This window comes from Pseudonocardia broussonetiae (assembly GCF_013155125.1).
GTDB classification, from domain to species: domain Bacteria; phylum Actinomycetota; class Actinomycetes; order Mycobacteriales; family Pseudonocardiaceae; genus Pseudonocardia; species Pseudonocardia broussonetiae.
The window spans coordinates 2,395,917-2,416,877 of record NZ_CP053564.1; the positions used below are offsets into that span (position 1 = coordinate 2,395,917).

At 74.4% G+C, this 20,961-nt stretch carries 27 protein-coding genes and 3 tRNA genes; 20 read left to right on the forward strand and 10 right to left on the reverse strand.

The genetic code is table 11. The features are described 5' to 3' along the window. Positions 1-32: 32 nt before the first annotated feature. From HOP40_RS11875 to mrf, 3 genes are all read right to left on the reverse strand, one after another. Entirely contained in the window at positions 33-3,002 is a 2,970-nt protein-coding gene (locus HOP40_RS11875; RefSeq protein ID WP_172157650.1) for a helix-turn-helix transcriptional regulator, read from the reverse strand. A 5-nt stretch (positions 3,003-3,007) separates the two neighbouring features. Continuing rightward, positions 3,008-3,235, reverse strand: a complete 228-nt coding sequence (locus HOP40_RS11880) for a hypothetical protein (protein ID WP_172157652.1) — start codon at positions 3,233-3,235, stop codon at positions 3,008-3,010. A 90-nt stretch (positions 3,236-3,325) separates the two neighbouring features. Further along, positions 3,326-4,546, reverse strand: coding sequence for a ribosome hibernation factor-recruiting GTPase MRF (gene mrf, locus HOP40_RS11885; RefSeq protein WP_172157654.1), 1,221 nt, complete (start codon positions 4,544-4,546; stop codon positions 3,326-3,328). 68 nt (positions 4,547-4,614) lie between these two features. Between mrf and rpmG (HOP40_RS11890) the strand changes: the two genes are divergently transcribed. From rpmG (HOP40_RS11890) to rplA, 15 genes are all read left to right on the forward strand, one after another. Beyond that, on the forward strand, positions 4,615-4,782 hold the full coding sequence (rpmG, locus tag HOP40_RS11890) for a 50S ribosomal protein L33 (protein WP_172157656.1): 168 nt from the start codon (positions 4,615-4,617) through the stop codon (positions 4,780-4,782). A 1-nt stretch (position 4,783) separates the two neighbouring features. Beyond that, positions 4,784-5,023, forward strand: coding sequence for a 30S ribosomal protein S18 (gene rpsR, locus HOP40_RS11895; RefSeq protein ID WP_172157658.1), 240 nt, complete (start codon positions 4,784-4,786; stop codon positions 5,021-5,023). Between the two features lie 2 nt (positions 5,024-5,025). Beyond that, positions 5,026-5,256 (forward strand): 50S ribosomal protein L28, encoded by a 231-nt coding sequence (gene rpmB, locus HOP40_RS11900; protein WP_172157660.1) that lies wholly within the window; start codon positions 5,026-5,028, stop codon positions 5,254-5,256. Beyond that, on the forward strand, positions 5,256-5,561 hold the full coding sequence (gene rpsN / locus HOP40_RS11905; RefSeq protein WP_172157671.1) for a 30S ribosomal protein S14: 306 nt from the start codon (positions 5,256-5,258) through the stop codon (positions 5,559-5,561). Before rpmB ends, rpsN begins: the two co-directional genes overlap by 1 nt. A gap of 80 nt (positions 5,562-5,641) precedes the next feature. After that, positions 5,642-5,714 (forward strand) — tRNA-Thr (locus HOP40_RS11910). Between the two features lie 28 nt (positions 5,715-5,742). Beyond that, positions 5,743-5,818: transfer RNA gene (locus HOP40_RS11915), tRNA-Met, on the forward strand. 34 nt (positions 5,819-5,852) lie between these two features. Further along, the gene (gene rpmG / locus HOP40_RS11920; RefSeq protein WP_172157673.1) at positions 5,853-6,020 is read left to right on the forward strand and encodes a 50S ribosomal protein L33; all 168 of its coding nucleotides are present in this window, start codon (positions 5,853-5,855) and stop codon (positions 6,018-6,020) included. A 2-nt stretch (positions 6,021-6,022) separates the two neighbouring features. Next, positions 6,023-6,469 (forward strand): FAS1-like dehydratase domain-containing protein, encoded by a 447-nt coding sequence (locus HOP40_RS11925; RefSeq protein WP_172157675.1) that lies wholly within the window; start codon positions 6,023-6,025, stop codon positions 6,467-6,469. Then, the gene (locus HOP40_RS11930) at positions 6,466-6,891 is read left to right on the forward strand and encodes a MaoC family dehydratase (protein ID WP_172157677.1); all 426 of its coding nucleotides are present in this window, start codon (positions 6,466-6,468) and stop codon (positions 6,889-6,891) included. Before HOP40_RS11925 ends, HOP40_RS11930 begins: the two co-directional genes overlap by 4 nt. 76 nt (positions 6,892-6,967) lie before the next feature. Next, entirely contained in the window at positions 6,968-7,177 is a 210-nt protein-coding gene (locus tag HOP40_RS11935; protein ID WP_172157679.1) for a hypothetical protein, read from the forward strand. Positions 7,178-7,282: 105 nt separating this feature from the next. Further along, positions 7,283-7,355 (forward strand) — tRNA-Trp (locus HOP40_RS11940). Positions 7,356-7,438: 83 nt separating this feature from the next. Beyond that, the gene (gene secE, locus HOP40_RS11945; RefSeq protein ID WP_172157681.1) at positions 7,439-7,780 is read left to right on the forward strand and encodes a preprotein translocase subunit SecE; all 342 of its coding nucleotides are present in this window, start codon (positions 7,439-7,441) and stop codon (positions 7,778-7,780) included. Between the two features lie 34 nt (positions 7,781-7,814). Beyond that, entirely contained in the window at positions 7,815-8,720 is a 906-nt protein-coding gene (nusG, locus tag HOP40_RS11950; RefSeq protein ID WP_205347167.1) for a transcription termination/antitermination protein NusG, read from the forward strand. 15 nt (positions 8,721-8,735) lie between these two features. Next, positions 8,736-9,170 (forward strand): 50S ribosomal protein L11, encoded by a 435-nt coding sequence (gene rplK / locus HOP40_RS11955; RefSeq protein WP_172157683.1) that lies wholly within the window; start codon positions 8,736-8,738, stop codon positions 9,168-9,170. Between the two features lie 75 nt (positions 9,171-9,245). Then, on the forward strand, positions 9,246-9,965 hold the full coding sequence (gene rplA / locus HOP40_RS11960) for a 50S ribosomal protein L1 (RefSeq protein WP_172157685.1): 720 nt from the start codon (positions 9,246-9,248) through the stop codon (positions 9,963-9,965). A 75-nt stretch (positions 9,966-10,040) separates the two neighbouring features. On the opposite strand, the gene HOP40_RS11965 is transcribed toward rplA, so the two are convergent. Continuing rightward, positions 10,041-11,129, reverse strand: coding sequence for a CaiB/BaiF CoA transferase family protein (locus HOP40_RS11965; protein WP_172157687.1), 1,089 nt, complete (start codon positions 11,127-11,129; stop codon positions 10,041-10,043). Positions 11,130-11,182: 53 nt separating this feature from the next. After that, positions 11,183-12,652, reverse strand: coding sequence for a MocR-like transcription factor YczR (gene yczR, locus HOP40_RS11970; RefSeq protein WP_172157689.1), 1,470 nt, complete (start codon positions 12,650-12,652; stop codon positions 11,183-11,185). 61 nt (positions 12,653-12,713) lie between these two features. Here yczR and HOP40_RS11975 point away from each other — a divergent pair, with 61 nt between their 5' ends. Next, complete coding sequence (locus tag HOP40_RS11975) at positions 12,714-12,950, forward strand: hypothetical protein (protein WP_172157691.1); 237 nt, start codon at positions 12,714-12,716, stop codon at positions 12,948-12,950. Here HOP40_RS11975 and HOP40_RS11980 read toward each other — a convergent pair. From HOP40_RS11980 to HOP40_RS11990, 3 genes are all read right to left on the reverse strand, one after another. Beyond that, the gene (locus HOP40_RS11980; protein WP_172157693.1) at positions 12,872-13,135 is read right to left on the reverse strand and encodes a hypothetical protein; all 264 of its coding nucleotides are present in this window, start codon (positions 13,133-13,135) and stop codon (positions 12,872-12,874) included. The two genes, HOP40_RS11975 and HOP40_RS11980, sit on opposite strands and share 79 nt — an antisense overlap. Before the next feature lie 63 nt (positions 13,136-13,198). Continuing rightward, positions 13,199-13,609: a sterol carrier protein gene (locus HOP40_RS11985; protein WP_172157695.1), complete on the reverse strand. Its 411-nt coding sequence runs from the start codon at positions 13,607-13,609 to the stop codon at positions 13,199-13,201. Positions 13,610-13,766: 157 nt separating this feature from the next. Further along, entirely contained in the window at positions 13,767-14,438 is a 672-nt protein-coding gene (locus HOP40_RS11990) for a response regulator transcription factor (RefSeq protein WP_172157697.1), read from the reverse strand. A gap of 37 nt (positions 14,439-14,475) precedes the next feature. Between HOP40_RS11990 and HOP40_RS11995 the strand changes: the two genes are divergently transcribed. The 3 genes from HOP40_RS11995 to HOP40_RS12005 all read left to right on the forward strand — a co-directional run bounded on the left by HOP40_RS11995 (position 14,476) and on the right by HOP40_RS12005 (position 18,457). Further along, on the forward strand, positions 14,476-15,744 hold the full coding sequence (locus HOP40_RS11995) for a sensor histidine kinase (RefSeq protein ID WP_240157635.1): 1,269 nt from the start codon (positions 14,476-14,478) through the stop codon (positions 15,742-15,744). A gap of 614 nt (positions 15,745-16,358) precedes the next feature. Continuing rightward, positions 16,359-17,465, forward strand: a complete 1,107-nt coding sequence (locus HOP40_RS12000) for an NDMA-dependent alcohol dehydrogenase (protein ID WP_172157701.1) — start codon at positions 16,359-16,361, stop codon at positions 17,463-17,465. A 26-nt stretch (positions 17,466-17,491) separates the two neighbouring features. After that, positions 17,492-18,457, forward strand: a complete 966-nt coding sequence (locus tag HOP40_RS12005; RefSeq protein WP_172157703.1) for a R2-like ligand-binding oxidase — start codon at positions 17,492-17,494, stop codon at positions 18,455-18,457. Between the two features lie 34 nt (positions 18,458-18,491). On the opposite strand, the gene HOP40_RS12010 is transcribed toward HOP40_RS12005, so the two are convergent. Both HOP40_RS12010 and HOP40_RS12015 read right to left on the reverse strand, forming a co-directional pair. Next, positions 18,492-19,760 carry a cytochrome P450 gene (locus HOP40_RS12010; protein ID WP_172157705.1) on the reverse strand — a complete coding sequence of 423 codons (1,269 nt, stop codon included), beginning with the start codon at positions 19,758-19,760 and terminating at the stop codon, positions 18,492-18,494. Position 19,761: 1 nt separating this feature from the next. Continuing rightward, on the reverse strand, positions 19,762-20,175 hold the full coding sequence (locus HOP40_RS12015; RefSeq protein ID WP_172157707.1) for an SCP2 sterol-binding domain-containing protein: 414 nt from the start codon (positions 20,173-20,175) through the stop codon (positions 19,762-19,764). A 95-nt stretch (positions 20,176-20,270) separates the two neighbouring features. Here HOP40_RS12015 and HOP40_RS12020 point away from each other — a divergent pair, with 95 nt between their 5' ends. Further along, positions 20,271-20,810, forward strand: a complete 540-nt coding sequence (locus HOP40_RS12020; RefSeq protein WP_172157710.1) for a TetR/AcrR family transcriptional regulator — start codon at positions 20,271-20,273, stop codon at positions 20,808-20,810. The last annotated feature ends 151 nt before the right edge of the window (positions 20,811-20,961 follow it).

The window sequence follows — 20,961 nt, forward strand, 5'->3', positions numbered from 1 at the left end:
GCCTGTCGCGGGCCCGTGCGGGCCAGCCGCGCTCAGACCGGGAGGCGCGGGCCGAGCAGCCCCCGGGCGTAGGCGACGCTGACCGCCTCCGTGCGGCTGGTGACGCCGAGCTTGGCCATCACCCGGGACAGGTGGACGCTCACCGTCTTCTCGCTGATGAACAGCGCGGCGCCGATCCGGCGGTTGGTGCCGCCCAGGGCCACCTGCTCCAGCACCGACCGCTCCCGGGGGGTGAGGACGTCGCCCGCGGGGGCGGGCGCGCCCGCGGGCGTGACGCCCGCCCGGGCGGCCAGCGCCCCGACGGCGTCGAGCAGCGGGGCGGCGCGCAGGGCGGTGGCCGTGCGGTGCGCGGCGGCGAGGTCGTCGGCCGCGCCGGGCGCGCCGGTGGCGAGCCGGGCCTCGGCGCGGAGCAGGGCGGCGCAGGCGCCGCGGTAGCCGAGCCCCGCCCGGACGACCGCCTCGGAGCCGCCGTCGACCTCGTAGCCGAACGCGGCGACGACGCCGTCCCACGCCGACGGGTCGGGCCCGGTGAGGCGGGTGAGCTCGGCGCGGGCGCGCAGCAGCCAGGCCCGGCCCTCGGGACCCATCTCGGTGCCGCGCGGCAGCCCGCGCCGGGCCGTCTCCTCCGCGACGCCGACCAGCAGCCGCGCCGCGTCCCGGGCCTCGCCGGCGTCGGCGCCCGCCGCGGCCCGCTGGGCGTGCGCGGCTACCCCGATCGCCGCCAGCGCGATGGCGCCGAACTGGAACGGCTCGATGGCGTCGAGCGCGGCCCGCGCCGCGGCCGCCCGGGCGACCGCCTCGTCGGGCTCGCCCCGCCACAGCGCCGACTCGGTGGCCGCGACGCCGAGGAACGTCACCGCCTGCACGTTCTCCGGGGGGCGGCGGCCGAGCTCGGCGTGGCGGCGCTCGACGACGTCGAACCGGCCGCGGGCCGCGGCCACGAGCAGCCCGGCGCCGACGAGGCGCGCCGAGACGCTGGCCGGCACCGCCGCCCCGGCGAGGTCGGCGGCGGTCTCGGCGGCGTCCCAGTCTCCCGCGAGGAACCGGGCCACGACGTGGGCGACCCGGACGTCGAGCCCGGGCATGCTCCAGCGCAGGCCGGTGGCCGCGGCCCGCCCCTCGCCCTCGGCGAGCTCGGCGGCGGCCGCGGTGAACCGGCACTCCTCCAGCAGCGAGAAGCCGACGGCGGAGTAGGTGCGCAGCTCGGCCCCGAGGTCGCCGGCGCGGCGGGCCAGCGAGCGCGCGGCGGCCAGCCGCTCCCGGGCCTGCTCGGGCCGGCCGGAGTAGGCCTCGCAGCCCGCGATGGTGGCGAGCGCGTCGGCCGCGGCGGCCTGCGCGGCGTCGTCGTCGGGCAGCGCGGCCGCGACCTCCAGCGCCTGCTCGCCGCAGCGCACCGACGCCGGGAAGTCGTCGACCCGGTAGTGCGCGCGGGCCAGCACCGCGTGGCACCAGGCCAGCTCGCCCGACGGCGGCCCGCCCGCGAGCACGGCCAGCGACTGCTCCGCGGCGGCGCGGGCCTCGCGCAGGTCGTCGCCGCGGTCGACGAGCCGCATCGCGTACTTCAGGCGCGTCTTCGCCGTGAGCACCGGATCGCCGCGGCGCTCGGCGATCTCCAGCGCGCGCCGGCCCAGCGCCGAGCCGCGCTCGGGGTCGCCCGTGGCGCTCGCCGCCCAGGCCGCCATCCGCGTGACCTCGTGCTCGGCCGTCCCGGCCACCTCCTCGGCGCCGGGCACCGCCGACCACAGCTCGAGCGCGCGCTCGGCGTGCAGCAGCAGCTCGGCCGGGGCCTCCTGCTCGTCGGCCTCGCGCGCGGCCCGGACCGACGCGGCGAGCGCGGTGGGCAGGTCGTGCGCGGCCAGCGCGTGGTGGGCGAGCAGCGCGGCCCGGCCGGGCTCGTCGGGCGCGGAGGGGTCGGCCAGCAGCGCGGCGAACGCGGCGTGCAGGCGGCTGCGCTCGCCGGGCAGCAGGTCGTGGTGGATGGCCTCGCGCAGCAGGGCGTGGCGGAAGGCGTAGCCGTCGGTGCCCGGCGCCGAGGTCGTCTCGTCGGTGACCAGCACGTGGTGGTGCACGGCCTCGCGCAGCCCGAGCTCCAGCTCGTCGACGTCGAGTCCGGCGACGGCGGCGAGCTGGTCGTGGCGCACGCGCCGCCCGCCGACCGACGCCACCCGCAGCAGCCGCTGCGTGGTCGGGCTGAGGCTCTCGACCCGGGCCAGCAGCACCTCGACGAGGCTGTGCGGCAGCCCGTCGGAGCAGGCGGAGACGAGCTCCTCGGCGAAGAACGCGTTGCCCTCGCTGCGCCGGGCGACGCTGTGCAGCAGCGGCGGCGCGAGCGACCCGTCGGCGAGCAGGCGCACCAGCGACAGCGCGTCGTCGGGGCCGAGCGGGCCCAGCTCCAGCCGCTCGACGGCCGGCAGCCGCACCAGCTCGGAGAGCACGGGCCGCAGCGGGTGGCGGCGGTGCAGGTCGTCGGAGCGGTAGGTGGCCAGCACGACCAGGCGCTGCGCGTCGAGCCGGGACAGCAGGAAGACGAGCAGGTCGCGGCTGGAGCGGTCGGCCCAGTGCAGGTCCTCGACGACGACGAGCGCGGGCCGCTCGGCGGTGAGCTCGTCGAGCACCGACAGCACGGCGTCGAACACGCGGAGCTGGCCCAGTGCGCGGTCGCCGCCCGGCTCGCCCCGGGGCGGGCCGTCGGGCAGCAGGTGGCGCAGCGCCTCGTGCCCGGCGACCAGCTCGCGCGGCAGCGACCCCACGATCTCGGCGAACGGGAGGTAGGGCAGCGCGGCCTCGGCGGTGTCGAGGCAGCGCCCGGTGAGCACGGTGAAGCCGGACGCGGTGGCCCGGGCCGCCGCCTCGGCCACGAGCCGCGACTTGCCGACGCCCGCCTCGCCCGACAGCAGCACCCCGGCCGGGGTGCCCGCGGCGGCGCGCCCGAGCGCGGCGGTGAGCGCCGAGACCTCGTCCCGGCGGCCCACCAGCCCGATCCCGACCCCCAGCCGCGTCACGCCGGTCATCGTGGCACGAGGCACCGACGTTCTCCGGGCGTTCCGCCGAGGGCGGACGGGTCCGGCGGCGCGGGCGGCTCCGGCGGTGCGGGCTGCGGTGCGGCCGGGCGTCGCCGGGCGTCGCGGCGCGCCGCCCGGGCCAGGCGCCCGAGGCGGAAGCCCTCGGCCTCGGCGAGCAGCTCGCGGTGGCGCAGGTCGGCGGTGAGGGTCAGGTGCGGCGAGTCGAAGAACATGGGACGAGCCTCGTGCTGAGGCCGGTCCGCGGGCATCGGGCGATCACGCCGATCCCGCCCGCCTCCCGCGCCGCCCGCCGTAAGGGGCCCTCAGTGCTCCTCCTCGGAGCGGCCGTCGGTGCCCGCCACCGCGTCGGCGGCGGGAGAGCAGGGGTCGGTGTGCCACCAGCCGAACGGGTCGGGCAGCGCGCTCCACGCGCCGGGGCCGGCCGCGAGCTCGGCGTCGGTCAGCAGGGCGCCGCGCAGCGCGGCGTCGATCTCGTCGGGGTCGGCGTCGTGGGCGAGCACGACCACGTCCTGCGCGCGGTCGCCGAAGCGCGGGTGCCAGCCCAGCGACGCGATCGCGCGCCGCTCCGCCGACGCCGCCTCCCAGGCCTCGTCGCCGGCCCCGTCGAGCCAGTCGCCGGCGTGCCCGACGCGCAGCCCGCCGCCCGCCGACTCCAGCCACAGCACGGCGTCGGGGCGGGTCGCGAGCCAGAGGCGGCCGCGGGCGCGGACGACGCCGTCGAGCAGGACGTCGAGCGCGTCGTGCAGGCGCCCGGGGTGGAACGGGCGGCGCGCGGAGAACACGACGAGCCGGACGCCGCAGTCGGCGTCGAGCGGGGGAGACCCGCGCAGCAGCGCCGCGTGGACGTCGGCGGGCCGCCCGCGCCGCACGGCGGAGGCGAGGAACACCCGGTCGTCCAGCTCGCGGACCGGCAGCCGCGGGGCGCCGGGCACGAGCCGGGCGAGCACGGCGTCGAGCCGGGCGCGCTCCCACGCGTCGGCGGTGCCGGTGAGAACGATCAGGTCGGCGAACTCCGCCTGCCCGACGGCGACCTGCGCGACGGTGCGCTCGTCGTCCGGCAGCTCCGGGCAGCCGCGCGCGGGCAGCGTCGCGTCGCCGGTGGCGTCGGCGAGCCAGGTGCCGGCGTCGACGACCGCGACGACGCCGCGCAGGTCGACCTCGTCGGCGACGGTCGTGCCGTCGACCAGCACGTGCAGCAGAGCCCAGCACACCTGCTCGGGTTCGAGCACGGGGTCCAGGTGCAGCACGATCCGCGCCGGGCCGCCGGGGGCGGCGAGCGCGTGCAGCTGCGGGAGCAGGTCCTCGCGCAGCGTGCAGGAGACGCAGCCGTGGGCCAGCTCGACGGTGGTGGTGACGTCGTCGTGGCGGGTGCGCAGCCGGCGGTGCACCAGGCCTGCGCCGACGTCGCGCAGGTCGTGGTGCAGGACGGCGGCGTCGGGGTCGAGGGCGCGGATGCGGGTGACGAAGTCCTCGACGCCGGGCGCGGTCGGCCCGGTCAGCACGAGGAGCTCGGGGCGGGGCACGGGACCTCCAGGGGTGGGGTACCGTGGAGCCTAGTTGAAAACGAATGTCGTTAGCGAGGAGGTGGGTCATGGCCCGCAGCAACGAGCTCCGGCCGGTCGTGAAGATGCGCTCGACGGCCGGCACCGGCACCACGTACGTCACGCGCAAGAACCGGCGCAACGACCCGGACCGCATGACCCTGCGCAAGTACGACCCGGTCGTCCGGCGCCACGTCGACTTCCGCGAGGAGCGCTGAGGTGGCCGTCCGTCCCGTCCGCGTGCTGCGGAAGAAGACCAACCCGCTGCACGCGAAGAAGATCACCGAGGTCGACTGGAAGGACACGGCGCTGCTGCGCCAGTTCGTCTCCGACCGCGGCAAGATCCGCGCGCGGCGGGTGACCGGCCTGACGCCCCAGCAGCAGCGGCAGGTCGCCGTCGCCATCCGCAACGCCCGCGAGATGGCACTGCTGCCCCACCCGCACGCCGGGAGGAGCTGACCGTGTCGAGGCGCTGCCAGCTGACCGGGCGCCAGCCCGGCTTCGGCAACACCGTGTCCCACTCCCACCGGCGCACGAGCCGCCGCTGGGACCCGAACATCCAGGTGAAGCGCTACCGCGTCGAGGGCCGGACGGTGCGCCTGCGCCTGACCGCCGACGCGATCCGCACGATCGACCGCATCGGCATCGACGCCGCGGTGGCCCGCATCCGCGCCCAAGGGGGGAAGGTCTGATGGCGAAGACCAGCAAGATCGTGAAGAACGAGCGGCGCAAGGCCGTGGTGGCGCGGCACGCGGAGCGCCGCGCCCAGCTCAAGGCCGTCATCGCGCGGCCGACCACGTCCGACGACGAGCGCGCCGCCGCCGTCCGCGAACTCCGCCGCCAGCCGCGCGACGCGAGCGCCACGCGCGTGCGCAACCGGGACGCCTCCGACGGCCGCCCGCGCGGTCACCTGCGCAAGTTCGGCCTGTCGCGGGTGAAGTTCCGGGACCTCGCGCACGCCGGTCACCTGCCGGGGGTGCGCACGTCGAGCTGGTGAACGGGTCCCGTTCACGGGTGCCGCGGAGGGTGTGTAGCATCGTTTCCGGCCGCGGAGATGTACCACCGTGGGCCCGTGCCGCCCCTTTAGCTCAGTCGGCAGAGCGTCTCCATGGTAAGGAGAAGGTCTACGGTTCGATTCCGTAAAGGGGCTCGGTGAGGTGGCGCCAGTCACTTCTCATAGCGGTGTAGCTCAGCTGGTAGAGCAAGCGGCTCATAATCGCTGTGTCGCCGGTTCAAGTCCGGCCACCGCTACCAGTTCCACTGACAGACAAGCATGGAGGCACCCGCGATGGGTAAGGCCACGGACGTCCGGCCGAAGATCACGCTGGCGTGCGAGCAGTGCAAGCACCGCAACTACATCACGAAGAAGAACCGGCGCAACGATCCTGACCGCCTCGCGGTCAAGAAGTTCTGCTCCAACTGCGGCACGCACCGCGAGCACCGCGAGACCCGCTGACGGTGCCCGACGCCTCGTTCGTCGGCACGGCACTGGCGCCCTCGGCGCCGTACCTGGTCGGCCGGGAGAAGATCAAGGAATTCGCCCTCGCCATCGGCGAGGGCGCTTCCGTGTGCACCGACCTCGACGCGGCCACGGCCGCGGGTCATCCCGACCTCGTCGCGCCGCCGACGTTCGCCGTCACGTTCACGATGCCGCTGATCGAGGGCTTCCTGCGCGACCCGGCGTTCGGCTGGGACTACTCGCGCATGGTGCACGGCGACCAGACGATCGTGCTGCACCGCCCGATCCACGGCGGCGACGAGCTGGTCACCACGATCCACGTGGAGGACCTCAGCAGCCGCGCCGGCAGCCACATGCTGACGCTGCGCTGCGAGATCGCCGATGCCGCGGGCACCGCGGTCGCCACCACGAAGGCGCTGCTGGTGACGCAGGGGGAGGCGTCGTGAGCGGCCCGGGCCCCGGCATCGTCGAGAAGGGCACCGAGCTGCCGCCGCTGGAGCTGCGGGTCACCCGCGCCGACCTCGTCCGCTACGCGGGCGCGTCCGGCGACCTCAACCCGATCCACTGGAGCGACCGCGTCGCCACCGGCGTCGGCCTGCCCGGCGTCATCGCGCACGGGATGCTGACGATGGCCCTGGCCGGCCGGCTCGTCACGCAGTGGGTGGGCGACCCGTCGGCCGTGCGCAGCTACGGCGTCCGCTTCACCCGGCCCGTCGTCGTCCCCGACGACGACGAGGGTGCGCTCCTGGAGCTCTCGGGCAAGGTCACCGACGTGACCGACGGGATCGCCAGGGTCGCCATCACGGCCCGCTCCGCGGGGAAGACCGTGCTCGGCCGGGCCGTCGCCGAGGTCGCGCTCCCCGCGTGATCCACCCCGGTGCGCCCGCCCGCGGGCGGAGGGTCGATGCTGCCCGGCGGAAGCCACCGACCGGAGGGAGCACGACGTGAAGTTCGGCAAGCTCGTGGACAAGGCGTGGGAGGAGAAGACCGCGGAGGAGATCCTCGCGGCCCCGCCCTCGGCGCTCGAGGGGCTCAGCGAGCGCCACGACGCGCTCCTGAAGGACCTGGGCATCAAGACCGTGGCCGACCTCGGCAACTGGAAGTACGCCCAGCGCGCCGCGGCGCTCGTGTCGCTGGCCCCGCTCGACAAGTAGGGCGGGCGGAAGCGCTCCGCCGGGTGCCGTACACTCGTCGTGCTGGGTGCGTCGTCATGCGACGCACCCCTCCGCAGGCGGGCAGGTCCCTCGGCGGAGTGGTCTAGGGGTGTAGCTCAACTGGCAGAGCAGCGGTCTCCAAAACCGCAGGTTGCAGGTTCAAGTCCTGTCACCCCTGCACTGCGTACAGGACGGACAGCAGCGGGATCCGACCGGCAGTTCGTGCCGGTCGGTACCCCGCCGGCGAGCTGGAGGACGGGCGTGACGGACGATCGCGAGGCGAGTGGTGACGGGCGGGAACGCCCGGACTCCGCTGCCGACCGTCGGGGTCGACGGGCCGGCTCCACGCCGGCCGGCGACGGCGACAAGGGTCGGGCCACCGCGGTCCGTGACGGCCGTCCGGCGAAGGCGTCCCTGCCCAGCAGGGTGGTCCGGTTCCTGCGCGAGGTGGTAGCAGAGCTGCGCAAGGTCATCTGGCCGACGCGCAACCAGCTGATCACCTACACGATCGTCGTGCTGGTCTTCGTGTCGTTCATGGTCGCGCTGGTCGCACTGCTGGATCTGGTGTTCGCGCAGGGTGTCACGTACCTGTTCGGCACGTGACCCGGTACGACACGGAGAAGGAAGCGAGACGCACGTGAGTTCCCCAGACGGCGGCACACAGCTGTCCGACAGCGAGATCGAGGCCAACGAGGCCGCGCTCGACGCCACGGCCGACGCCAGCCCGGACGCGGATCTCCCCGAGCAGGCCGTGCAGGACGCCGATGTCGAGGCGGCCCACGGGTCCGACGCGGTGTCCGACGAGTACACCGAGGACGAGCCCGGTGCCGACGACGTCGCCACCGCCTCCGACGACGCCGACGAGGCCGATACCGAGGAGACCGACGGGGCCACGGCCGAGGCCGCCCCCGACGAGCCCGAGGTCGAGGTCGACCCCGTCGAGGAGATGCGGGCGGCCCTGCGCCGCGCGCCCGGCGACTGGTACGTCGTCCACTCCTACGCGGGCTACGAGAACAAGGTGAAGACCAACCTCGAGACGCGCGTGCAGACGCTCGACGTCGAGGACTACATCTTCCAGGTCGAGGTGCCCACCGAGGAGGTCACCGAGATCAAGAACGGCCAGCGCAAGCAGGTGCAGCGCAAGGTGCTGCCCGGCTACATCCTGGTCCGGATGGATCTCAACGACCAGTCCTGGGGCGCGGTCCGCAACACCCCCGGCGTCACCGGCTTCGTCGGTGCCACGTCGAAGCCCTCCCCGCTGACCCACGACGAGGTCATCAAGTTCCTGCTCCCCAAGGTCGAGCCGAAGCCGGCCACCGCGGGCGGCAAGGCGGAGGCCGGCGCGAGCACGGGCGGCAAGGCCACGGTGGAGGTCGACTTCGAGGTCGGCGAGTCCGTCACGGTCATGGACGGCCCGTTCGCCACGCTCCCGGCCACCATCAACGAGGTCAACATCGACGCCCAGAAGCTCAAGGTGCTGGTGTCGATCTTCGGCCGCGAGACACCTGTCGAGCTGGCATTCAGCCAGGTCTCCAAGATCTAGTACGAGGACACAGAGATGCCCCCCAAGAAGCGGAAGCTCTCCGCGATCATCAAGCTCCAGATCAAGGCCGGGGCCGCGACCCCGGCCCCGCCGGTCGGCCCCGCGCTCGGCCAGCACGGCGTCAACATCATGGAGTTCTGCAAGGCCTACAACGCGGCCACCGAGTCGCAGCGCGGCGACATCGTGCCGGTCGAGATCTCGGTCTTCGAGGACCGGTCGTTCACGTTCGCGCTGAAGACCCCGCCCGCCGCCCGGCTGCTGCTCAAGGCCGCCGGCGTCGACAAGGGCAGCGGCGAGCCGCACAAGACCAAGGTCGCCACGGTCACCATGGACCAGGTGCGCCAGATCGCCCAGACCAAGATGGCCGACCTGAACGCCGACGACATCGAGCAGGCCGCGAAGATCATCGCCGGCACCGCGCGCTCGATGGGCATCACGGTCAAGGGCTGAGCACCACCCCCCCAAGCACGCGTGGGAGAGCCGGGCGCGGCTCGGACCACGACCTGAACAAGACTGAGGATTCAGATGGCACAGCGCAGCAAGGCCTACCGCGAAGCCGCGGAGAAGATCGACAAGGACAACCTGTACTCCCCGCTCCAGGCCGCGAACCTGGCCAAGGAGACGGCGAGCACGAAGATGGACGCCACCGTCGAGGTCGCGATGCGCCTCGGTGTCGACCCCCGCAAGGCCGACCAGATGGTCCGCGGCACGGTCAACCTGCCGCACGGCACGGGTAAGACCGCCCGCGTCATCGTGTTCGCCACCGGTGACAAGGCCGCCGAGGCCGAGGCCGCCGGTGCCGACGTCGTCGGTGCCGAGGACCTCATCGAGCGCATCCAGGGCGGGTGGCTCGACTTCGACGCCGCCATCGCCACGCCGGACCAGATGGCCAAGGTCGGCCGGATCGCCCGCATCCTGGGCCCGCGCGGCCTGATGCCGAACCCGAAGACCGGCACCGTGACGCCCGACGTCACGAAGGCGGTCAACGACATCAAGGGCGGAAAGATCAACTTCCGCGTCGACAAGCAGGCCAACCTGCACCTGGTGATCGGCAAGGCCTCGTTCGACACCGAGAAGCTGGTGGAGAACTACGGCGCCGCGCTCGACGAGATCCTGCGCGCCAAGCCGTCGGCCGCGAAGGGCCGCTACATCAAGAAGATCACGGTCTCCACGACGACCGGCCCGGGCATCCCGGTCGACCCGCTGCGGACCCGCAACCTCCTGGTGGACGAGCCCTCCGCCTGATCTCCCGCGCACGACCCGCGCCCCCGCAGCCCTCGGCTGCGGGGGCGCCGTCGTCGGTGCGTCCGTGTCCGTGCGTCAGCGCCAGTCGGCCAGCACCGACTCCACGTCCTCCGGCTCCGCGGCGGGCGCCGGCAGCTCCGGGCTCGTGCGGGAGAAGCGGGGGGCGGGGGCGGCCTGCGCCACGCCGCCGGACTCGACGATCGTGTCGCGCGCCGCGATGTGCGGGTGCGCCGCGACCTCGCCGAACGCGAGGACCGGCGTGACGCAGGCGTCGGTGTCGGCGAAGACGGCCGCCCACTCGTCGCGGGTGCGGCTCGCGAACACCTCGGTGAACCGCGTCCGCAGGACGGGCCACTGCTCGCGGTCGTACTGCTGGGGCAGGTCGGCGGGGTCGATGCCGAGCCCGGTGAGCAGCGCCGCGTAGAACTGCGGCTCCAGCGCGCCGACCGCCACGTGCTTGCCGTCGGCGCAGGTGTAGGTGTCGTAGAACGGGGCGTGCCCGTCGAGCAGGTTGGAGTCGCGCTCGTCGAGCCAGATCTTCTGCGACAGGAAGCCCCAGAACATCTGGCTCAGCACCGACGCCCCGTCGACCATCGCCGCGTCGACGACCTGCCCCTGCCCGGACCGGCCGGCCTCCCACAGCGCCGACAGCACGCCGACGACGAGCAGCATCGAGCCGCCGCCGAAGTCGCCCACCAGGTTCAGCGGCGGCACCGGGCGCTCCCCGGCGCGGCCGATGGCGTGCAGCGCGCCCGTCAGCGAGATGTAGTTGATGTCGTGCCCGGCGCGCTGGGCCATCGGGCCGTCCTGGCCCCAGCCCGTCATCCGGGCGTAGACCAGCTTCGGGTTGCGCGCGTGGCAGTCGGCCGGTCCGACGCCGAGGCGCTCGGTGACGCCCGGCCGGTAGCCCTCGATCAGCACGTCGGCCTGCTCGACCAGGCGCAGGACCGTCTCGACGCCCTCGGGCGACTTCAGGTCGGCGGCCACCCGGCGGCGCCCGCGCAGCGTGGGGTCGGGCGCGTCCGCGTCACCGATCTGCAGCCCGCCCGGACGGTCCACGCGCACGACCTGGGCACCCAGGTCGGCGAGGATCATCGCCGCGTGCGGGCCGGGACCGATCCCGGCCAGTTCCACGACCTTGCACCCTGACAGCGGTCCACTCACCTGAGGCCTCCTCGTGATCGACGATCCGACACTAGAGGGTCGCCGGACGTGCGTCAGGCGACCGCCACGGGTTCGGCGGGGGGGCCGGTGTCGAGGTGGTCGAGACCGCGCCAGGCCAGCAGCAGCCGCTCCAGCGCGGCGTCGGTGCGGTCCGGGCGCAGCGTGTAGGGCAGCCGCAGCCGCCGCTCGAACGCGCCGTCCAGGCCGAAGCGGGGGCCGGCGGCGAGCAGCACGTCGTGACGGCGGGCGGCCACGGCCAGGCGGCTGGACACCGGCTCGTCGAGGTCGACCCACAGGCTCAGCCCCCCGGTCGGGCGCGACGGGCGCCAGCGCGGGAACAGCGCGGCGACCCGCTCGAGCAGGTGCGCCCGCGCGGCCACGAGCTCGGTGCGCCGGGCGGCCGTGACCGCCTCGACCTCGGGGAGCAGGCGCGCGACGACGAGCTGCTCCAGCGCGGGCCCGCCGAGGTCGATCGACGCCCGGAGCGCGGCGAGCCGGCGCACGGTCGCGGCCGACCCGCGGATCCAGCCGATGCGCAGCCCGCCCCAGAACACCTTGCTGGCCGAGCCGATCGTGAGCAGCTGCGCGGAGTCGCCGAACGTCGCCACGGGCGGGGGCAGCGGCCCGTCCAGCGCGAGCTCGGCCAGGGTCTCGTCGACGAGCAGCGGCGTGCCGGTCCGCCGGGTGAGGTCGACGAGCCGCTCGCGGCCCGCGGCGTCGAGGACGGCCCCGGTCGGGTTCTGGAAGTCGGGGATGACGTAGACCAGCCGCGGGGCGACGTCGCGGACGGCGGTGGTGAGCTGGTCGAGGTCCCAGCTGCCGGTGCCGTCGGGGCTCGTGCCCATCGGCACGGGGACGGCCCGCGCGCCGCGGGCGGCGATGGCGTCGAGGGCGTTGGGGTAGGTCGGGTGCTCGACGAGGACGCGGTCGCCCGGGCCGGTGAACGCGGCCAGCACCAGCCCGATCGCGCTCTGCGCGCCGGCCGTCACGAGCACCTGGTCGGGCGTCGTGGGCAGGCCGCGGCGGGTGAACCGGTCGGCGATCGCGGTGCGCAGGGCGGGGAGCCCGAGGAGGTCGTAGCCGTGCCCGCCGAGCAGGGCGTCGAGGTCGTGGACGGCCCCGGCGGCGGCGCGGCGCAGCTCGGCGCTCGGCGCGGGGAGGGCGGCGTGGGCCAGGTCGAACAGCGAGCGGTCGCCGTGCGGGGAGAACGGTGACTGCGTCGTCCCGCTGATCGGGTCGTCGGGCAGCTGGGTCCAGCTGCCCGACCCGCGCCTGCTGCGCAGCACGGCCGCCTCGCGCAGGGCGTCGTACGCGGCCGCGACGGTCGTCCGGCTCACGCCGAGCGCCCCGGCCAGCTCGCGCTCGGCCGGCACCCGGGTCTGCAGGGGCAGGCGGCCGTCGAGGACGAGCAGGCGGACGCGGTCGGCCAGCGCGTCGGCCAGGCCCCGGCCGTCCGGCGGACGCCAGTCGCCGAGGAGGCGGGCGAAGCTGCGGGCGCCGATGCGGCGGTCCACGTCATCCATGGAGTCCACCTTCCCGGAATTGGCCCTGTGGGCCAAGGCCAATCAGGGTGACGATGGCGTCATGGAGATGTGGATGCTGCTGACCCTCCTCGTCCTGATCGCGCTCGCGGCGCCGCGCTACGGCGTCGACAGCCGCTGGCTGCCGCCGGGCGAGCCGCCCCCGCCGCGCCGCCGGCCCACCCTGCGCGGCGACCTCGTCCGGCTCGCGCGGGGCGTCGGTCAGGTGTTCCAGTCCCAGGTCCCGCGGGCGAAGACGGCGAGCGTGTGCCCGCCGTCGTCGCGCTGCTCGGCGCTGTAGTGGTAGCGCCCGGGCTGCCAGCCCTCCTGCGTCGCGACGGCACCGAGGTGGGCCCACGCCCACCGCTGCCAGTCGTCGACGAGGTCGGGCAGCGGCTCGGGCGCGTCGCAGAGGACGTCGGTGAAGGGGTGGAAGTTGCCCCGGAGCCCCGTCCACATCTGCACGTCGAGCCACACCTGGTCCATGATCGCGGAGTATGCGGCCGACCTGCGCGGACGGCGCGGTCGGACACCGGAACGGGTGACCCGTCAGGCGTCGAGGAGGTCGGTGCGCCCCGCCGACTCCAGGTGCTCGCGGTAGGGCCCGAACATCTGCTTGGCCAGCGGCAGGACCTTCAGCAGCTTGGCCACCGGGCCCTTCGCCCGCACCTGGCCCTTGGCCAGCGCCACGGGCAGGACGACCTTGCCGAGCCAGAACCGGTTGCCGGTGTCGGCGGTCATGAACAGCTCGACGTTGGGCACGGGCCCGAGGCCCGCGCCCTGGTGGACCTCCTTGCCCGGCATGTCGACGGTGATCACCGCCTCGGGGTCGGTGTAGGTGATGCGCAGGACGATGCCGGTGGGCTCGAGCTTGGCGACGAGGTCGGCGTCGTCCATGCCCCGCCGGAACACCCCGCCCAGGAACTCGTAGACCTCTGCCTCGCTGCTGAACGCCGCCACGTCGGCCCCTTCGTCGATCGGTGCTGGTCAGGGGGAGTCTGGCGCAGCCGCGGGCGGCGCACAGGACCACGAACGGGCCATCCGCGGCCCGCCCGGGCCAGGGCCGCGCGCCCGGGTGTCAGCGGCCCGGGTGTCAGCGGTCCGGGTGCCGCGGGCGTCAGCGGCTGCGCGGGTCGTCGCCGTCGTCGAGCAGGCCGTAGCGCCCGGCCATCGCGGCGGCCTCGATGCGGTTGGCGGCGCCGAGGCGGTGCAGCAGGGAGGCGATCATGCGCTTCGCGGTGCGCTCGCTGACCAGCATCGGCTTGGCGATCTCGCTGGTCTCCAGCCCGCGCGCGAGCAGGCGCCACAGCGCCACGTCGCGGGGGCCGAGGCGCTCCATGAGGCCGTCGCCGGTGCGGTCGCCGGCGACCAGCAGGGCGTCGAGGAGGTCGGGGCGGACGACGCGCACACCCGCGACGATCGCCAGCAGCGGCGCCACCAGCACGTCGGGGTCGGCCGACTTCCCCAGGAACCCCGCCGCCCCGGCCCGCAGCGCCGCCGTCGCGAGGCCGAGGTCGTCGGTGCCCGACAGGGCCAGCACGTGCGTGGCCGGGTAGGCCGCGCCGATGCGCCGGATGGTCTCGACGCCGCCGAGCGGGGGCAGCGCCAGGTCGACGATCGCGATGTCGGCGGCCTCGCGCCCGACGAGCGCCACCGCCTCCTCGCCCGCGGTGGTCGAGCCGGCGACGACGAACGTGTCCCCGGCGCGCGACTCCAGCAGCAGGGCGAGGCCCTGCGAGAACAGGGCGTGGTCGTCGACGATGACCACGACGTACCGGCCGTCGCGCACGGTCGGCGACTCTAGCGACACCGGGCATGCTGTCGCGGTGCAGACGGTGGGTGGGCGCACGACGGAGGACCGCGCGGCGGTCGTGATCCGGGTCGTGACGGTGGTGGTCGTCGGGGTGGCGCTGGCCGCCGGGCCGCAGCTCGCGCGCGGGCCGCTGCCCCCGCTGGCGGCGATCGTGCTGGCCGCGTTGGTCTACGCGGTGGTGCTCGCCGTCGCGGAGTTCCGGGGGCGGCAGGTGCTGCCGCCGCGCGTCGCGACCGTCGTCGACGGGGTGCTGGTGCTCGTCGCGTGCGGGCTGACCGGGGGAGCGGAGAGCATCATGGTCGCGATGCTGCCGCTGGTGGTGATCGCGGCGTCGGTGCGGGGCGGGGCGGTCGCGGGGCGGCTCGCGGCCGTCGTCGCGGGGGCGGGGTTCACGCTGGCCGCGGTGCTCGGGTCCGACCCGGACGTCCCGCTCGCCGACCGCTGGCTCACCGGCGCCTGGTGGACCGCGTTCCTCGTCGCGGCGTCGGTGCTGGTCGGGGCGCTGGTGCAGCTGCTGGAGCGGCAGCTGGAGGCGGCGGCCGTGTCGCGGGCCCGGGCGCTGGCCGAGCACGAGGCGTTCCTGGAGGAGCGCGACCTGCGCGCCCGGCTGCTCTCCGCGCAGCAGGCCCGGCTCGACGGGGTGCGGGTGGTGCTGCACGAGTTCCGCACGCCGGTCGCGTCGCTGACGGCGCTGACCGCCGACCTCGCCGCGGGCCGGCTGTCCGAGCCCTCCCGGGAGCTCGCGACCCGGCTGCTGGCCGAGCACGCCGTGCACCTGCGCGACATGCTCGACGGCCTCGCCGACGTCGCCGTCACCGACGGGAGCCCGATCGGCCGCGTGCGCGCGAGGGTGGTGCCGCTGTCGGAGCTGGCCGACGCGGTGCTGGACTCGGCCGGGGTGGAGCAGGCGCGGCGCCGGCCCTCGGTCGAGCCGGAGGGGGCGGCCGTGCGGTGCGACCCGCAGCGCCTGCGCCGGGTGCTCACCAACCTGGTCGAGAACGCCGCGCGGCACAGCGGCGACGCCCCGGTCGAGCTGGCCCTGCGCTACGCCGACGGGCGGCTGGTCGCGGAGGTCCGCGACCGCGGCCCCGGCCTCCCGCCCGGGCAGGAGGGCGTGGTGACCGCGAAGGGCGTGGCGCTGGGGGAGCGGCGGGGCACGGCGGGGCTGGGCCTGTGGATCGTGGAGGCGCTGGTGGCGGCGATGGACGGGGAGCTGAGCCTGCGTCCCCGCGAGGGCGGTGGCCTGGTGGCCCACCTGGACCTCCCCCTCCCACCGCCCTAAAAGACCCGCGAGTCGGGGTGTGGGTGTGACCGTGTCGGGGTCTCACTGCGCCCGCCACGCCCCAACGCGAGTGTGCCGCTGACGCCCGGCGAGTTCGCCATCTGCGCCCGGCGAGTTCGCCGCTGACGCCCGGCGAGTTCGCCGCTCGCCCCGGCGAGTGTGCCGTCTCTGCTCGGCGAGTTCGCCGCTCCGCCCGGCGAGTTCGCCGCCTCACCCGGCGAGTCCGCCGTCCCGCTCAGCGAGTCGTCCGTCTCCGCCCGGTGGACGCAGCGGCGGCGTTCGGGTCCGTCCACCCGGCGGCCGTACCTGACCGGCCATCACCACGTGCGCGGTCGGCGAACTCGCCGGGCCGTGCGGCGAACTCGCCGGGGCAGTGCGGCAAACTCGCCGGGGGGTGTGGACAGTGGCGCTGTTCGCCGCGGGACCCCGACACGGTCGCACCCACACCCCGACTCGCGGGGGTTGTGGTGGCAGCCGCAGGCCAGGGGGCGGAGCGGGGTCGTGGGTGGCGGCCGCAGGCCAGGGCGGAGCAGGGTTGTCCGTGGCACCCGCGGGCCAGGGGCGGAACCTCCGGACCGGTGCGCGTGCGGCGACCGGACGTCCATGCTTCCCCCATGCGGACGCAGGCGGCGGTGTTGTGGGAGCAGGGCGGCAAGTGGGAGGTCGAGGAGGTCGAGCTCGATCCCCCGAACGCCGGCGAGGTGCTGGTGGAGCTCGCCGCGAGCGGCCTGTGTCACTCCGACGAGCACCTCGTCACCGGTGACCTGCCGGTCGGGTTCCCCATGGTCGGCGGGCACGAGGGGGCCGGGCGGGTCGTCGAGGTCGGCCCCGGCGTCACCGACGTGGCCGTCGGCGACCCGGTCGTCATGACGTTCCTGCCCAGCTGCGGCCGCTGCTCCTACTGCGTGCGCGGCTACACCTCGCTCTGCGACGACGGCGCCGGCGCCACGCTGGGCCCGCAGCTCGACGGCACCTACCGCTTCCACGCGCGCGGCGAGGACGTCGGCCAGATGTGCCTGCTCGGCACGTTCGCGCAGCACACCGTCGTGCCGGTGAAGTCGGTCGTGAAGATCGACGAGGGCTTCCCGCTGCACCTGGCCGCGCTCGTCGGCTGCGGCGTCACCACCGGCTTCGGCTCCGCCGTGCGCACCGCCGACCTGCGGGCCGGCGACACCGCGGTCGTCATCGGCGTCGGCGGGATCGGGGCCAACGCGGTGCAGGGCGCGAAGGTCGCGGGCTGCCGCTACGTCGTGGCCGTCGACCCGGTGGCCTTCAAGCGCGAGAAGGCCCTGGAGCTGGGCGCCACGCACGTCGCCGCGAGCATGGACGAGGCCTGGAACACCGTCTCCACGCTCACCCGCGGGCAGCTCGCCGACGCCGCCATCCTGACGACGGGCGTCGCCGAGGGCTCCTACCTGCAGCCCGCGCTCCAGCTCGTCGGCAAGAAGGGCCGGGTCGTCGTGACGGCGCTGGGCCACCCCGACGAGGAGACCGCGTCGCTGTCGCTGCTCGACCTCACGCTCTACGAGAAGCAGATCCGCGGTGCGCTGTTCGGCAGCTCCAACGGCCAGCACGACGTGCCCCGCCTGCTGGAGATGTACAACCTCGGCCAGCTCAAGCTCGACGAGCTGATCACCCGCGAGTACTCCCTCGAGGAGATCAACCAGGGCTACGACGACATGCGCGAGGGCCGCAACATCCGCGGCCTGATCCGGTTCTGACGAGCACGAGCACACGGAGGTCTGCGATGACGCGATCGATCGAGCACGGCAAGCGCACCGGTTTCGCCACCCTCGGGACGGGTGGGCTCAACTTCGACTCGTTCCCGATGCGGCTGTTCTCCAAGGGCAACGCCAAGCACTGGAACCCCGCCGACATCGACTTCACCCAGGACGCCCGCGACGTCGCCGCGATGACCGACGCCGAGCGCGACATGACCGTCAGCCTGGCCGCGCAGTTCATGGCGGGCGAGGAGTCCGTGACGCAGGACCTGCAGCCCTTCGTCGCCGCGATGGCCGCCGAGGGCCGCCTGGCCGACGAGATGTACCTGACGCAGTTCGTGTTCGAGGAGGCCAAGCACACCGAGGGCTTCCGCCGCTGGTTCGACGCCGTCGGCATGACCGGCGACCTGCACGGCCACATCGAGGACAACGAGCACTACATGCAGATCTTCACCGACGAGCTGCCGAACAGCCTGTACGCGCTCGCGCTCGACCCCTCGCCGCGCAACCAGGTCCGCGCCTCGGTGACCTACAACCACATCGTCGAGGGCACGCTCGCGCTCACCGGCTACTTCGCCTGGTCGAAGGTCTGCCAGAGCCGCGGCATCATGCCCGGGATGCAGCAGCTGATCAAGCACATCGGCGACGACGAGCGCCGCCACATGGCCTGGGGCACGTTCACCTGCCGCCGCCACGTGGCCGCCGACGACTCGCTGTGGGACGCCGTCGACGAGCGCATGCAGGAGCTGCTCGTACCGGCGATGGGCGTCGTCACCGGCACGTTCGAGCGGTACGAGGAGGGCGAGCCCACGCCGTTCGACGTCGACATGAACGAGATGGCCGAGTACGCGATGGACAAGATCGGCCGCCGCCTCGGCGCCATCGAGTCCGCGCGCGGCGCCGACCTGCGGGTCATCGACGTGGACGCCGCCCCCGAGGCGCTCGAGGAGCGGTTCCACGCCGAGGACCAGGCCGAGCTGGCCGCCGTCTGACCGATCGGAGCCGGAGGGGTCGGAGCCGGAGCGGTCAGAGCCGGGCGGGCAGCCTCTTGATGCCGTTGATGAAGTTGCCCGCCAGGTGCACCGGCTCGCCGACGGTCAGCGTCGGGAGCCGGTGCAGCAGCTCGTCGAAGATCGCCCGCAGCTGCATCCGCGCGAGGTGGCTGCCCAGGCAGAAGTGCGGGCCGCCGCCGCCGAACCCGATCTGCGGGTTGGGGCTGCGGGTGATGTCGAAGCGCTCGGGGTCGGCGAAGACGCCGTCGTCGAAGTTGCCCGAGCGGTAGAACAGCACGACCTTCTCGCCCGCCGCGATCCGCTGCCCCCGGATCTCGGTGTCGCGCCGCGCGGTGCGCCGGAACGTCAGCACCGGGCTGGCCCAGCGCACGAACTCGTCGACGGCCCGGTCGATGCGGCCGTCGAAGTCCTCCAGCAGCAGCGCCTTCTGCTCGGGGTTGCGGTGCAGCGCGAGCACGCCGTGGGTCGTCGTCTGGCGGGTGGTGTCGTTGCCCGCGACGCAGAGCAGCACGAAGAACGCGGCGATCTCCTCGTCGGTGAGCACGGCGCCCTCGACCTCGGCCTGCACGAGCGCGGTCATCACGTCGTCGGCCGGCTCCGCGCGCCGGCGCTCGACCAGGTCGAACGCGGCGCCGTGCAGCGTCATCAGCGCGTCGAGGAGCACGCCCATCGCGTCGCCCTCGCCGATGTACTCGGGGTCGTTCCAGCCCACCATCGCGTTGGCCGCGCGGGCCACCCGCTCGCGGTCGGGCTCGGCGATCCCGATCATCTCCGAGACCGTCCACATGGGCAGCCGCGCCGACACGGCCTCGACGACGTCGAACGACTCCAGCCCCGCGACGTCGTCGACGATCCGGCGGGCCTGCTCGCGGATCTGGTCGCCGATGCGCGCCACCCGCCGCGGCGTGAACACCGAGCTGATCACCTTGCGCTGCTTCGCGTGCCGGGGCGCGTCCATCGCGAGGATCGAGTGCGCCGCCTCCAGGACGTCCTCGGGGACGTCCTCCAGCATCACGCCGCCGTACTCCTGGCCGGAACCCCAGGTCTCGGCGTCACGGCTGACCGCCACGATGTCGGCGTGGGTGACCAGCGCCCAGAAGCCCGGGTCCTCGTCGTTCGGGAGCAGGTCGGTCTCGGCGGGCCGGTGCCAGGACAGCGGGCGCTCGCGCCGCAGCTCGGCGAACACGAGGTCGCGCTCGGCGGGCGGCCGGGCCCAGAACGCCTGGCTGGAGATGTCGAGCGGGTCGTGCGGGCGGACGGGGGCCTCGGGGGAGGTGGTCATCTCAGGCCACCACCAGGTCGTCGCGGCCGTCGGCGCGCAGGCGCTCGACGTAGACGGGGAACAGGCGCTTGGACAGCGGCGCGAGCTGCAGCAGCTTGGTGACCGTGCCCTCGACCTTGACCTTGCCCCGGGCCATCGCGAACGTCAGGTTGACCTTGCCCTGCCAGTAGGCGTTGGCGGTCTCGGTGCTCATCGCCATCGTCGCGTGGGCCGCGGGGACGTCGGGGTCCGAGCCGCGGTGCACGACGCCGCGGGGCAGGTCGATGACGAGCGCGCTGTCGGGCTCGGTGCACTGCATCCGCAGGACCAGTCCGGTGCCGTGGAGCTTCGGTGCCAGCTCCGGGTCCTCCATCGCGGTCTCGAAGATGCCGCCGATGTAGCGGTGCAGCTCGTCCTCGTTCGCGAAACCGGCCATGGGTCCTCCACATAGGGCAACAGCACTGGTGCGATCGGCGGCAACGTAACATGAGTTATGTTACGAGGACCACACCCCGGAGGACTGGAGCGACGATGGCGGTCGGGCCCGAGCAGTACTTCGCGGAGGCCATGGCGATCCTGGGCCGCGAGGGCGCGGCCGGGCTGAAGCTGCACCCGCTGTGCCGGGCCGTCGGGGTGACGAGCGGGTCGTTCTACCACCACTTCGGCGGCTGGTCGGGGTTCGTCGGGGCGCTGCTGGCGCACTGGGAGGCCGACCAGACCGCGCGGCTGGTCGCCCTCGCGGCGCAGACGCCCGACGCGAGCGCGCGCGTCACGGTGCTCAAGGAGCTCGCCGTGACGGTCCCGCACGCCGCGGAGGCCGCGATCCGGGTCTGGGCGGCGCTCGACCCCGACGTCGGGCGCGCCCAGCGCCGCGTCGACGACGAGCGCCGTGCCGCGGTGCGGTGGGTCGTGGCCGGGATCGTCGACGACCCGGTCGTCGTCGAGCGCCTCGCGGTGCTCGGCCTGTCCGTGCTCGTCGGGTTCCAGCAGACGTGCGCGCCACCCGTCCCGGAGGTCCTCGCGGGCCTCCTCGACGACGTCGAGTCGGTCGTGCGCGCGCACGCTCGGTAGAGCACGTCTGCACGGTGAGTGGCGACGCACGGCGAGCCGCTGAGCTGCGGGTACCGCCGGTTACACCTGCTGGGTGAGATGCCGCGTGCGAACGGACCAACTTGTCGCTTTCCCAGCAACTGGTCAGTAACCCACCTCACGATCCGTCGTT